This is a genomic window from Streptomyces sp. NPDC088747, assembly GCF_044751025.1.
Lineage (GTDB): Bacteria > Actinomycetota > Actinomycetes > Streptomycetales > Streptomycetaceae > Streptomyces.
The window spans coordinates 613,659-626,344 of record NZ_JBIVKZ010000002.1 but is presented as its reverse complement, the minus strand read 5'-3'; the positions used below and the strand labels follow the sequence as shown (position 1 = coordinate 626,344).

Annotated in this window: 11 protein-coding genes; 8 read left to right on the top strand and 3 right to left on the bottom strand. The window is 71.4% G+C overall.

From position 1 onward, the window contains the following. The first annotated feature begins 87 nt into the window (after nt 1-87). Nucleotides 88-1,548, top strand: a complete 1,461-nt coding sequence (locus ACIP79_RS07290) for an aminopeptidase P family protein (protein ID WP_401220429.1) — start codon at nt 88-90, stop codon at nt 1,546-1,548. 200 nt (nt 1,549-1,748) lie between these two features. On the opposite strand, the gene ACIP79_RS07285 is transcribed toward ACIP79_RS07290, so the two are convergent. The 3 genes from ACIP79_RS07285 to ACIP79_RS07275 all read right to left on the bottom strand — a co-directional run bounded on the left by ACIP79_RS07285 (nt 1,749) and on the right by ACIP79_RS07275 (nt 4,156). Next, nucleotides 1,749-2,588, bottom strand: a complete 840-nt coding sequence (locus ACIP79_RS07285; protein WP_401220427.1) for a triphosphoribosyl-dephospho-CoA synthase — start codon at nt 2,586-2,588, stop codon at nt 1,749-1,751. Nucleotides 2,589-2,598: 10 nt separating this feature from the next. Continuing rightward, nucleotides 2,599-3,579, bottom strand: coding sequence for an intradiol ring-cleavage dioxygenase (locus ACIP79_RS07280; RefSeq protein ID WP_401220424.1), 981 nt, complete (start codon nt 3,577-3,579; stop codon nt 2,599-2,601). 91 nt (nt 3,580-3,670) lie between these two features. Beyond that, nucleotides 3,671-4,156, bottom strand: a complete 486-nt coding sequence (locus tag ACIP79_RS07275; protein ID WP_401220421.1) for an ATP-binding protein — start codon at nt 4,154-4,156, stop codon at nt 3,671-3,673. 650 nt (nt 4,157-4,806) lie between these two features. Here ACIP79_RS07275 and ACIP79_RS07270 point away from each other — a divergent pair. The 7 genes from ACIP79_RS07270 (at nt 4,807) to pheA (ending at nt 12,186) form a co-directional block, all read left to right on the top strand. Further along, nucleotides 4,807-5,655 (top strand): hypothetical protein, encoded by an 849-nt coding sequence (locus ACIP79_RS07270; protein WP_401220418.1) that lies wholly within the window; start codon nt 4,807-4,809, stop codon nt 5,653-5,655. A 200-nt stretch (nt 5,656-5,855) separates the two neighbouring features. Beyond that, nucleotides 5,856-6,605 carry a YcnI family protein gene (locus ACIP79_RS07265; protein WP_401220416.1) on the top strand — a complete coding sequence of 250 codons (750 nt, stop codon included), beginning with the start codon at nt 5,856-5,858 and terminating at the stop codon, nt 6,603-6,605. A 104-nt stretch (nt 6,606-6,709) separates the two neighbouring features. Continuing rightward, nucleotides 6,710-7,363, top strand: coding sequence for an SCO family protein (locus tag ACIP79_RS07260; RefSeq protein ID WP_383679092.1), 654 nt, complete (start codon nt 6,710-6,712; stop codon nt 7,361-7,363). Continuing rightward, nucleotides 7,360-7,821: a copper chaperone PCu(A)C gene (locus ACIP79_RS07255; protein WP_401220413.1), complete on the top strand. Its 462-nt coding sequence runs from the start codon at nt 7,360-7,362 to the stop codon at nt 7,819-7,821. The genes ACIP79_RS07260 and ACIP79_RS07255 overlap by 4 nt, the downstream gene beginning before the upstream one ends. A 25-nt stretch (nt 7,822-7,846) precedes the next feature. Beyond that, nucleotides 7,847-9,820, top strand: a complete 1,974-nt coding sequence (locus tag ACIP79_RS07250; RefSeq protein WP_401220927.1) for a copper resistance CopC/CopD family protein — start codon at nt 7,847-7,849, stop codon at nt 9,818-9,820. 6 nt (nt 9,821-9,826) lie between these two features. After that, nucleotides 9,827-11,191 (top strand): iron uptake transporter deferrochelatase/peroxidase subunit, encoded by a 1,365-nt coding sequence (gene efeB / locus ACIP79_RS07245; RefSeq protein ID WP_401220411.1) that lies wholly within the window; start codon nt 9,827-9,829, stop codon nt 11,189-11,191. A 62-nt stretch (nt 11,192-11,253) separates the two neighbouring features. Continuing rightward, nucleotides 11,254-12,186 (top strand): prephenate dehydratase, encoded by a 933-nt coding sequence (gene pheA, locus ACIP79_RS07240; protein ID WP_383679101.1) that lies wholly within the window; start codon nt 11,254-11,256, stop codon nt 12,184-12,186. Nucleotides 12,187-12,686: the final 500 nt, after the last annotated feature.

Sequence of the window (12,686 nt, the reverse complement as noted above, 5' to 3'; positions counted from 1 at the left end):
CCTGTGTAACAGGCCTTCCGGCTCTGGACCCCCTTCCGTACGACCGTACGATGGTGGGGGTCCAGAGTCGTAAATAGGAGGCAGACCGTGGCGGACGAGCTCAACCCGGAGACCCCGGACGAGACTCCCGAAGAGCCGATCAAGCAGCGCAAGAACGGGCTGTACCCGGGTGTGTCCGACGAGCTGGCCGAGAGCATGAAGTCCGGCTGGGCCGACACGGAGCTGCACGGTCTTGAGCCGATCGCGCAGGCCGAGCACACCGCCGCCCGCCGCGCGGCGCTCTCCGCGCGATTCCCGGGCGAACGTCTGGTCATCCCCGCGGGCAACCTGAAGACCCGCTCGAACGACACCGAGTACGCCTTCCGCGCCTCGGTCGAGTACGCGTACCTGACCGGCAACCTGACCGAGGACGGCGTCCTGGTCCTGGAGCCCACCACGGGCGGCCACAAGGCGACGATCTACCTGCTGCCGCGCTCCGACCGCGAGAACGGCGAGTTCTGGCTCAGCGGCCAGGGCGAGCTGTGGGTCGGCCGCCGCCACTCCCTGACGGAGGCCGAACAGCTGTACGGCATCCCCGCCTCCGACGTCCGCGAGCTCGCCGACGAGCTGCGCGAGGCGACCGGTCCGGTCCGGGTCGTCCGCGGCCACGACGCCGGCATCGAGGCGGCCCTCACCGACAAGGTGACCGCCGAGCGCGACGAGGAGCTGCGGGTCTTCCTGTCGGAGGCCCGGCTGGTCAAGGACGAGTTCGAGGCCGGTGAGCTGCAGAAGGCCGTCGACTCGACCGTGCGCGGCTTCGAGGACGTCGTAAAGGTCCTCGACAAGGCCGAGGCGACCAGCGAGCGCTACATCGAGGGCACCTTCTTCCTGCGCGCGCGGGTCGAGGGCAACGACATCGGCTACGGCTCGATCTGCGCCGCCGGAGCGCACGCCTGCACGCTGCACTGGGTGCGCAACGACGGTCCGGTCCGCTCCGGCGACCTGCTGCTGCTGGACGCCGGCGTCGAGACGCACACCCTCTACACCGCCGACGTCACGCGCACGCTGCCCGTCAACGGCACGTACACGGAGATCCAGAAGAAGATCTACGACGCCGTGTACGAGGCTCAGGAGGCCGGTATCGCGGCCGTGCGGCCCGGTGCCAAGTACCGCGACTTCCACGACGCCGCGCAGCACGTGCTGGCCGAACGGCTCGTCGAGTGGGGCCTCGTCGAGGGCCCGGTCGAGCGCGTCCTGGAGCTGGGTCTCCAGCGCCGCTGGACCCTGCACGGCACCGGTCACATGCTCGGCATGGACGTCCACGACTGCGCGGCGGCGCGCACCGAGACGTATGTGCAGGGCACGCTGGAGCCGGGCATGTGCCTGACCGTCGAGCCCGGCCTCTACTTCCAGGCGGACGATCTGACGGTGCCGCAGGAGTACCGCGGTATCGGCGTGCGGATCGAGGACGACATCCTCGTGACCGAGGACGGGAACCTGAACCTGTCGGCCGGGCTGCCGCGGCGCTCCGACGAGGTCGAGGCGTGGATGGCTTCCCTGAAGGCCTGACGCGGCGCCCTTCGTGGGCTGAGAGGGCTCAGAGCCCTGATACGACATCGGTGGCCGGGTATCCGTGGTGATGCCCGGCCATCGGTGTGACCGGGCATCCGTGTGCCCAGCCAGCGGTGTGCCTGGCCATCCGTGTACCTGGCCTGGCGCACTGGCCGTGCCGAGGTCCGTACCGGCGCAGGGGCCTCCGAGCAGGGGTGTCAGGCGGCTGCCGCCGGGGAACGGGGTGCCACCGGAAGCGAGTCCACGAACAGGGCACCGGCGAGCAGCCCTCCGCTGCCACGGGGGCTCCACGCGCGCGCGTGGAGGTCGTCGTCGAGGGTGCGCAGGGCGGCGCGGCCCGGCTCGGTGGAGGTACCGCCCGCTTCGAGGACTCCGCGGGCGCCCGCCTGGACATGGCGCAGACCGTGCGGTCCCGCCGTGTAGAGCAACTCGGTGTCCTGGAGGGTGGACATGACGGTGAGGAGGGCGTCGAGCCGGGCACACGGCTCGGGGGCGCCGGCGGAACGGGCGGCGGCGAGGGCGTCCAACGCGCGCCGTACGTGCGGGAACCCGGCCCTCGCCTCGCCCCGCGCTCCGGCCGCGCCGTACTTCGCCGAGACGGACGACCCCCGGGAGGGCCGCCGGGGTGCCCGCCGGTCCTGGTGAGCCGCGATCCGTTTGGCGACCGCGGTGACGTCCGTTCCGGCGGCGCGGGGTTCCAGGGCCGCCGCGGCGACCAGCAGCCCGAGGGCCCACAGGGCGCCACGGTGGCCGCCGCCCGCCAGGGCAACCGAGTGTTCGGTGGAGCGGCCTATCGCGCCCAGTTCCCCGCGGAGTTCGGGTGTGGGTCCGCCGCTGCGGCGGGCGGCGGCCGCCATCGCCGCGAGGCCGGGCGCCAGCGCCTTGGCCGACCAGCGCAGGGCACAGTGGTCCTGCCGGGTGGTCCGGGCGTCGAGGTCGCGCGGGTCGGGCAGTCCGGGCTTGGGGGTCAGCTCCAACTGCCGGGTCAGCGCGGCCACGGCGGCCCGCGCGAGCGTCTCGTCCTCGCGGCTGCTCATGGGCGGGAGCCTACGAGGAGGTCGAGGCGGAGGGGGAGGCGCTGTCCGTCGGGGCGTCGCTCGGCGGCGTGCCGGTCGGCGCGTCGCCCGGGGATCCGCTCGGCGGCGTACCACCGCCACCAGCGCCGCTGCCCGCGCCGGTGTTCTCGGCGTCGGGGTCGATGCCGAGGACGATGGACCCCTTGTAGCCCTTGGAGGGGTCCTTCTTGTGCACCGCCTTCAGGGTCAGCAGACCGCCGGCGGCGCCGTTGTCCTCGTAGACCATGTCGTCGGCGAGCTCGGTGTAGCTGCCGGAGTGCTTCGAGTACGGCTCCAGGGTGAAGATCTCCGCGGCAATGTCGTCGTCGAAGAACAGCTGGCCGGTGAAGTTCACCGTGCCGCCCTCGTAGGTGCCGTCCTCCTTCTCGCCGCCGGTGTGCACCTTGACGTGGATGTGGCAGGTGCGGGGCGTGTACCAGCCCGGGAAGATCGTCTCGAACTTGACGACCCCGTTGGCGTTCGCGACCTGGTAGCCGCGCAGGTACGTCTGGTCGTCGGCCGTCGAGCCGTCCTCGCTCTCCGCGGGGGCGGAACCGCCGGGGTTGGCGGTGGTGTAGCCGGAGTAGTAGCCCCAGGCGTCGCAGTGCCAGATCTCCACGGCGGCGCCCGCGACCGGGGCACAGGAGTCGGTGGTGTCCTGGACGGTGATGCGCAGCGTCAGCGGCACGCCGCTCTTGCCCTCGGTGATGTCCTTGCGCACCAGGGCGCCGTCCAGGTAGTACGGCCCCTCCGTGACGCTGGACATCAGCACGCACTGGGCGCCGCCGTTGGAACTCGCCGAGGCCGAGGTCGAGGCCGACGCGTCGGCGGTGGCTGTGGAAGTCGTCGTCGTGTCATCGGCGAACGCCGCCTGGTATCCCGCTGCCGCCAGTCCGCCGGCCGCGACCGTCCCTCCGGTCACCGCGATCGCGCGGCGCCGGGTGATCGTCTTCTCTTTGTGGCTTCCCGTCATGCTGGGAAAATTAGGGGCGCTACCCGTCAAGGACATGGGGCGGCACTGTCAGTTGACTATGGGCTCTGAGAAAACTGAACCGAATCGGCGCCTACACCGCCATCAAAGGGGCGTCCTTCCGCCACTTGAGGATCTTGTCGAAGCTGACCACCGCGCCGCCCCGGCCCGGCTTGTTGCCGATCTGGACGTGGTCCGCGAGTTCCTGGATGAGGCACAGGCCCCGGCCGTTCTCGGCGTCGGCGCGGGCGGGGACCGGACGGAGCGGGGTGCGGGCGGCGCGGCCCGTCGTGGTGTCGGGGGCGGATGGGAAGCCGGGTCCTGAGTCGGTGACCTCGATGCGGCACGTCTCGCCGTCGAGGTACGCGGTCACCCGGTAGGCCTCGGAGAAGTCGCCCCGCGCGGTGGTGTCGCCGCCGTGCTCGACGGCGTTGGCGCACGCCTCGCTCAGCGCGACGGACAGTTCGAAGGAGACGTCCGGGTCGACGCCCGCCGTCTCCATCGTGCCGATCAGCAGGCGTCTGGCCAGCGGGACGCTCGCGGCTTCACGCCGCAAATGGAGTGACCACCAGATGCTCATGCTCCAGCCTCCCGGCCGCGGCTCGACATACCGTTACGTATTGCCGCTACCACGCGTGCGCAATCGCCCACTTGACGTGATACCGCCCATACGGCGGACGCGCGGGCGACACGGATCGGTGTATGCGCAGGCCGCGGGGGTCTTCCGGAGGCGTGGCCTACGCGAATCCGTACACCCGGGTGCGCGAATCGGGTGGCCTGGAGAGGCGCTTGGGGTCGGCGGGGCAGCGCGCATGAGGTTCGCCGGGGCAGGGCGAACCGGTTCGCCCGGGCGATGTCGAGCGGTCCGTGCGAATGTCGAGCGGTCCGTGCGAACAGGAGGGACCCGTTCGCACGTACGGCACGGGTCGGTCCGTGCGAACAGCGGGGACCGGCACACGTCTACGGCCGAATCGTCCCGCGCGTACGGTACGGGCCGGTACACCCCGTACGGCAGGGGCACCGGCACAACCCGTAGGGCACGGGTCGGTCCCTGCGAACAGCGGGGGACTGGCACCCCGTACGGCACGGACCCGCTTACGCCCGCCGCGCGGGGCCCTGCCCGCCCCGTACGCGCGAGGCGGTCACCCGGACCCCCTCCCTCCGCGTAGTACGACAACTTCCCGACCTGCCGTATGGAAGGGGTGGGCCCAGTGCGATGATGAGCCCGCCATGACTGCCCCCCACAAGCGCACGGCGCGCTCCGGACACGATCTCCGGATGCTCCGGGCCGCGGTGTTCGCCGCGGTCTGCGTCGTGCTGGCCGCGGCCGGTCATGTGCTCGCCTCCTCCGCCACGGTCCCCCCGTGGACCCTGGCCGCCGGGTTCCTCGCGGTCTTCGCCGTCGCCGCGCCGCTGGCCGGACGCGAGCGTTCGCTGCCGGGCATCGCGGCGGTCCTCGCGACCGGCCAGACCGTGCTGCACACCCTGTTCGGGCTCGGCCAGCACGGCGGTACGACGATGGCGTCGGCCATGTCGTCGACCGGCGGTCCGGGCAGCGGCTCGGGCATGGCCATGACGGACGCCTCGCTCGTCCAGCGCGCCGCGAGCCTCCTCTGCGGCGCGACGACGGCGGCGATCAGCCCCGCACAGGCCCAGCGGATCCTCGCCGACGCCCGCGTCGACACGGACATGACGCAGTCCATGCACCACTCGACGGACGTCATGTCGGCCGCGGCCGGCTCCTCGATGTCCGTGCTGCCCTCGCTGCCGATGCTGCTCGGTCACGTCCTGGCGGCCGTCGCCACCGGATGGGTGCTGCGCCGCGGTGACATGGCGCTGCTGCGCCTCATCAGACTGTCGGCGCACGGGGTGAGCGAAGGGGCGCTCGTACGTTCCCTGCGCGCCGCGCTCGCACTCGTGCGCGCTCTGCGCGCGGGGCTTCCCGGTACGCCGGACGCGGCGCCGCGTCCTCCGCGCCCCGCGTCGTTCTCGCCCCCGAAGCCCCCCGCCTGCGCGCTCCAGCACACCGTCGTCCGGCGCGGACCGCCGTCCCGGACCGTGCTCGTCCTCGCTGCCTGACGCGACGTCACCACTCCACCGGGGGGCTGCCGTCGTGCGGCACACGCGCGTGCCCGCGTCCCCGGCGTCCTCGAACGGCGCCGTCCGGGCGGCTTTCCGCACGCGCATCGCGCACCACGCGCGCCCCCAGCTCACCGGATCCCGTCCGGGCTACCCGGATCCCGTCCGGTCATCGGACTCACAGTGGAGTGCTTCCTGTCATGAAGGTTTCCCGTATCGCCGTCACCGGTGCCCTCGCCGCCTCGACCGTCCTCGTCCTGTCCGGCCCCGCCTTCGCGCACGTCAGCGTGCAGCCGGAGGGCGAGGCCGCCAAGGGCGGGTACGCGACGGTCAACTTCAAGGTGCCCAACGAGCGCGACAACGCCTCGACCACCAAGCTCGAGGTGAACTTCCCGACCGACCACCCGCTCGCCTCCGTCATGCCACAGCCGGTCGCCGGGTGGACCGCCAAGGTCACCAAGTCCAAGCTCGACAAGCCGCTCGAACTGCACGGCGAGTCGATCTCCGAGGCCGTCAGCAAGGTCACCTGGACCGCCACCGGCAAGGGCATCGAGCCGGGCTACTTCCAGAAGTTCCCGCTCTCGGTCGGAGCGCTGCCCGAGGACACCGACGAACTCGTCTTCAAGGCGATCCAGACGTACTCCAACAAGGAGGTCGTCCGCTGGATCGAGGAGCAGAAAGAAGGCGCGGAGGAGCCCGACAACCCGGCCCCGGTGCTCGCGCTCAGCGCGGCGACCGAGGGTCACCACGGCGCCTCGACCGACACGGCCGCCCCCTCCGCCGAAGCCTCCGCCGAGTCCGCGTCGCACGAGGACACCACCGAGGCGGCCGCCGCCTCCACCGACAGCAGTGACACCACCGCGCGCGTGCTCGGTGTCGTGGGCATCGTCGTCGGCGTGGCGGGCGTGGCGTTCGGCGTGCTGGCCGGCCGTCGGCGTACCACCGCCTGATCCATCGCACTCTCGGTGCACACCGGAGGTCGTACGACACCGCCGTATCGGCCGTCGTACGACCCCGGTGCCCGCCGGGGCCCTCACATCTGGGACATTTTGATATGCGCAAGAAGACGTATGCCGCGGCCGCCCTGTTCGCCGCCGCCGCTCTGACCCTCTCCGCCTGTGGCAGCGGCGACGACAGCACCAAGCCGGTCGCCGACGTGTCGGCCGAGGCCGGCTCCGGCAAGGCCGCGACCGTACTCGACCAGCCGTTCGGGAAGCCGGACCTCGTGCTCACCGACACGGAGGGCGAGAAGTACGACCTCCGCGCGGAGACCAAGGGCGACCCGACGCTCATCTACTTCGGCTACACCCACTGCCCCGACGTCTGTCCGCTGACGATGAACAACCTCGCCGTCGCCAAGAAGGCACTGCCCAAGGCAGAGCAGGACAAGCTCCGCGTGGTGTTCGTCACCACCGACCCCGGCCGCGACACCCCCGCCGCGCTCGGCAAGTGGCTCAAGGGCATCGACTCCGACTTCGTCGGCCTCACCGGCGACTTCGCCACCATCCAGGCCGGCGCCCGCACCCTCGGCATCTCCATCGAGCCGACGTCGAAGGACAAGAACGGCAAGCTCGTCTCCGTGCACGGCACCCAGGTCATCGCCTTCTCACCGAAGACCGACGGCGGTTACGTGCTGTACGGCGAGGACGCCACCGTCGACGACTACATCAAGGACCTTCCCAAGCTCATCAAGGGACAGAACCCGTGAAGCGCACCGCAGGAGCGGCCGTGGTGACCGCCGTGGCCCTGGCACTCGCGGGGTGCGGCGCGGACGGTTCCGCCAACGCCTCCGCCAAGCCCCGACTGAAGGTCAGCGGCGCCTACATGCCCGCCCCGAGCATGGACACGATGGCGACCGGGTTCTTCACCGTCACCAACACCGGCGGCGCCGACACCCTGACCTCCGTCACCAGCGACCTCTCGGGCCACGTCACGCTGCACTCCACCAAGGACGGCACGATGGAGGAGGAGAAGTCCTTCGCCGTGCCCGCCGACGGCACCCTCGACTTCGCCAGCGGCGGCAACCACCTCATGTTCGAAAAGCTCACCCGTCGGCCCGAACAGGGCGAGAAGGTGGCGGTGGAGCTGCACTTCACCAAGTCCGGCACGGTGCGGATCTCCATGCCGGTGAAGTCCGCGACGTACAACCCGAAGACCGGGCACTGAGGGAGGATCACCTGTGACGCGGACCATCGCTCCCCGTGGCACCGCACGCGACACCACACGCGGCGCGAGACGTCGTGACGCCGTGCGGATACGGACACTGCTGCTGCTGTTCCTCGCCGTCGCCGGCGCGCTCCTGGCGGGCGCCGCGCCCGCCTCCGCGCACGCGGCGCTGACCGGCAGTGATCCGACACAGGGATCGGTGGTCGACACGGCGCCCACCCAGGTCTCGCTGACGTTCTCCGAGCAGATCGCGCTGTCCGACGGCGCCCTCCAGGTGCTCGACCCCAAGGGCGAGCGCGTCGACACCGGCAAGCCCACCAACACGAGCGGCACCACCTACGCCGTGAAGCTGCACACCGGGCTGCCCGACGGCACGTTCACCGTCACCTACCAGGTGGTCTCGGCCGACAGCCACCCCGTCTCCGGCGCTTTCACCTTCTCCATCGGGGCGCCCTCCCAGACCTCCGTGGCCGTCTCGGACCAGGAGGTGGGCGGCGGAGTCGTCGGCGCCCTCTACGAGGCCGGGCGCTACATCTCGTACGCCGGATTCATCCTGCTCGTCGGCGGCGCGGCCTTCGTCCTGGCCTGCTGGCAGCGCGGCGCCGGAGTCCGCCCGGTCCAGCGGCTGGTGGTCGCCGGATGGCTCGCGCTGACCGTCGCCACCCTCGCACTGCTGCTCCTGCGCGGTTCGTACGTCGGCTCCGGCAAGGTCGGCGACATCTTCGACCTGGCGCTGCTCGGCCAGGTGCTCCAGACCAAGGCGGGCGCCGCGCTGGTGTCACGGCTGCTGCTGCTCGCCGCCGGCGCGCTGTTCATCGCGGTCCTCTTCGGCGCCTACGTGAAGCGCGACGAGGCAGCGGAAAGCAGCGGCGACGGCGATGCCGACGGCGCCGATCTCGCCCAGGAGAAGGCCCAGGAGAAGAAGGACCTCACCTTCGGACTCGCCATCGGCGGCGCCGTCGTCGCCGCGGGCCTCGCCGCGACCTGGGCGATGGCCGAGCACGCCTCGGCCGGCATCCAGACGGGCATCGCGATGCCCGTCGACGTCGTGCACCTGCTGGCCGTCGCCCTCTGGCTTGGCGGGCTCTCCACCCTGCTCGTCGCCCTGTTCCGGGCCCCCGCCGACGCGCAGATCGAGGCGGCGGCGGTCCAGCGTTTCTCCCGCCTCGCGTTCGGCAGCGTCATCGCGCTCGTGGTCACCGGGATCTACCAGTCGTGGCGGCAGGTCGGCTACTGGTCGGCGTTCACCGACACGACGTACGGACAGCTGCTGCTCGTCAAGATCGGCCTGGTCGCGGTCCTCGTCGGCATCGCCTGGATCTCCCGGCGCTGGACGGGGCAGCTGACCGCGGTTCCGGAGACCGCCGCGGCGACCGTCGTGGAACAGCGCGCGAAGACCCGTACCAAGGTCTCCGCCGGCTCCGGTGACCCCCGGCGGGCGGCTCAGCTCGCCCGGCAGCGGGCCGCCGTGGACGGCACGCGCGACAAGCGCCTGCGCGAGGCCGACCCGCTCCGCTCCGGCCTGCGCCGCTCGGTACTCGCCGAGGCCGGTGTCGCCGTCGTCCTGCTGGCGGTCACCACCGTGCTGACGTCCACCGAGCCGGGACGCACGGAGGAGGAGGCCAGGGCGGCCACTTCCGCCACCACCCGGCAGGCCGGACCGCTGTCCCTGAAGCTGCCGTTCGACACCGGCGGCGAGGACGGCAAGGGCACCGTGGAGGTCACCCTCGACCCGGCCCGCGTCGGCGGCAACGAGATGCATGTCTTCGTGGTACGGCCCAACGGCAAGGCCTTCGACGTCCCGGAGGTGAAGGTCGCCTTCACCCTGGAGGCCAAGGACATCGGCCCGCTGCCCGTGACCCCCGACCGCATCGCCACCGGCCACTGGACGGCCGCCGGGGTGCAACTCCCCATCGCCGGCGACTGGAACATCGCCGTGACCGTGCGGACCTCCGACATCGACCAAGCGACCGTAGACAAGAACGCGAAGATCGGCTGAACCACCATGGCTGACCAGTCCACGCCGGGAGCCTTCACCCAGAGCGGCGCCGACCGGAAGACGTCCCCGGCCGCGTCCCCGGACGTGTCCCCCGAGGAGGGCGCGCTCAAGGTGGCCCCCCTCAGGGAGGCCGTTTCCGAGAACGCCGCCCCCAGGGAGGGCATCTCACGGCGGCGGCTGCTGGGAACCGCCGGGGCCACCGGACTCGCCATCGGCGCGGCGGGCGCCGCCACGGGATACGCCGCCGCGCCCTCCGACCAGGCGGTACCGCTCGCTTCGCTCGGCATGGACACGGTGATGTTTCACGGGAAACATCAGCCCGGCATCACCACGCCCCTCCACGCCAGCGGCCATCTCATCGCCTTCGACCTCGCGGCCGGCGCGGGCCGCAGGGAAGCGGCCGCGCTGCTGCGCCGCTGGTCGACGACGGCCCAGCGGCTGATGGCGGGCGAGGCCGCCGCACAGGGCGACACCGACGTAGCCCGTGACTCCGGACCGTCCTCCCTGACCGTCACCTTCGGCTTCGGGCACAGCTTCTTCGCCCGCACGGGCCTGGAGAAGCAGCGCCCCGTCGCCCTGGACCCGCTCCCCGACTTCTCCTCCGACCACCTGGACAAGGCGCGCAGCAACGGCGACCTCTGGGTGCAGGTCGGCGCGAACGACGCCCTGGTCGCCTTCCACGCGCTGCGCGCGATCCAGAAGGACGCGGGCAGCGCCGCCCGCGTGCGCTGGCAGATGAACGGCTTCAACCGCTCCCCCGGCGCCACCGCCCAGCCGATGACGGCCCGCAACCTGATGGGCCAGCTCGACGGCACCCGCAACCCGAAGCCCTCCGAGACCGACTTCGACCAGCGCGTCTTCGTCCCCGCCTCCGGCGACCCGGCCTGGATGGCCAACGGCTCCTACGCGGTCGTACGCCGTATCCGCATGCTCCTCGACGACTGGGAGCAGCTCGCGGTGCAGGCCCAGGAGGCGGTCATCGGGCGCAAGAAGTCCACCGGGGCGGCGCTGAGCGGCGGCACCGAGACCACCGACATGAACCTCGACGCGACCGACACCGACGGCAACCTCGTCGTCCCCATCAACGCGCACGCCCGGATCACCCGCCCCGACCAGAACGGCGGCGCCGCGATGCTGCGCCGGCCGTTCTCCTTCCACGACGGCTTCGACTCGGCCGGGGTGCCGGACGCGGGCCTCCTCTTCATCTGCTGGCAGGCCGACCCGGTACGCGGCTTCGTCCCCGTCCAGCGCAAACTCGACCGCGGCGACGCGCTCTCCGAGTTCATCCGTCACGAGTCGAGCGGACTGTTCGCGGTGCCGGGCGGCGCGGCGGAGGGGGAGTACGTGGGACAGCGGTTGCTTGAGGGGTGAAGGGCCCGCCCGCTTCGGACGGAGCGTGAGTGGGGTTCCGTCAGGCCCATTAGGGTGAGGTCATGCCAGCCAGCTACGCGTATCTCGGTCCGCAGGGCACCTTCACCGAAGTCGCCCTGCGGACGCTCCCGGAGGCTGCCACCCGGGAGCTCGTCCCGATGGTGTCGGTCCCCGCCGCGCTCGACGCCGTCCGCAACGGCGAGGCCGAGGCCGCGTTCGTGCCGATCGAGAACTCCGTGGAGGGCGGCATCACCACGACCCTCGACGAGCTGGTCGCGGGCAGGCCGCTGATGATCTACCGCGAAGTCCTGCTGTCGATCACCTTCGCGCTGCTGGTCAGGCCCGGCACGAAGCTGTCGGAGATCAAGACGGTCACCGCGCACCCCGCCGCCCAGCCGCAGGTCCGCAACTGGATGAAGGCCAACCTCCCGGACGTGCTCTGGGAGTCGGCCGCCTCCAACGCGGACGGTGCGCGGCTCGTCCAGGAGGGCCGGTACGACGCCGCCTTCGCCGGTGAGTTCGCGGCGGGCCCCTACGGTCTCCAGGCTCTGGAGACCGGGATCCACGACGCGGAGAACGCGCAGACCCGCTTCGTGCTGGTGGGCCGGCCCGCCCGGCCCGCGGCGCCCACCGGCGCGGACAAGACGTCCGTGGTCCTGTGGCAGCGCGACGACCATCCCGGAGGGCTGCGCGACCTGCTGGGCGAGTTCGCCACCCGCGGTATCAACCTGATGCTGCTCCAGTCCCGGCCCACCGGCGAGGGCATCGGCAACTACTGCTTCTGCATCGACGCCGAGGGCCACATCTCCGACCGCCGGGTGGCCGAGGCCTTGATGGGGCTCAAGCGGATCTGCCACGAGGTGCGCTTTCTCGGGTCGTACCCGCGTGCGGGCGTCCGCGTCGAGGACGTACCCGCTCCGCTACGGGGGACGACGGACTCCGAGTTCGTGGCGGCGGCCGACTGGGTGGCGCGGTGCGGTGACGGCCGGTTCTGACGACTTCCGTCGTCCTTGCCGCCCCGCCGTCCTGTCGTCCTGCGCCCCTCGCCGTCCTGCTGCCCCTCGCTCCTGTGTCGACTCGCTGAGGGTCGCTCCTGTGTCGATTCGCTGAGCGTCGCTCGGCGGGGCTCGGCGCTGCGCCGGGCCGGAGGGCCTTGTGCGGCCTTGTGCTGAGGAGGCCGATCCGACGCCGGTCGTACCTGCCGATTTTCGTCATCCACAAGAGTTATCCACAGGCGCGGTTCTCGACCTGGGGACAAGTCGACAACGGAGGCCTGCATCGTCGACAAATCGGCCTGCGGACCCTTCGTTCATCCACAGGCGGGCACGTCACCCCTCGTCCACTCTTTTCCTTCGGTCAATCCCATGGAGCGAAGCATTTCTGCTCGAATCCACTCGAACGTGGGTGTAGGGATGGTTTGACCCGGGAATCCCTCGCCCCGGTCGCGAATTTCGGAATGATCACTTCCGTAGTCCACAGATCGTCCACACACCCT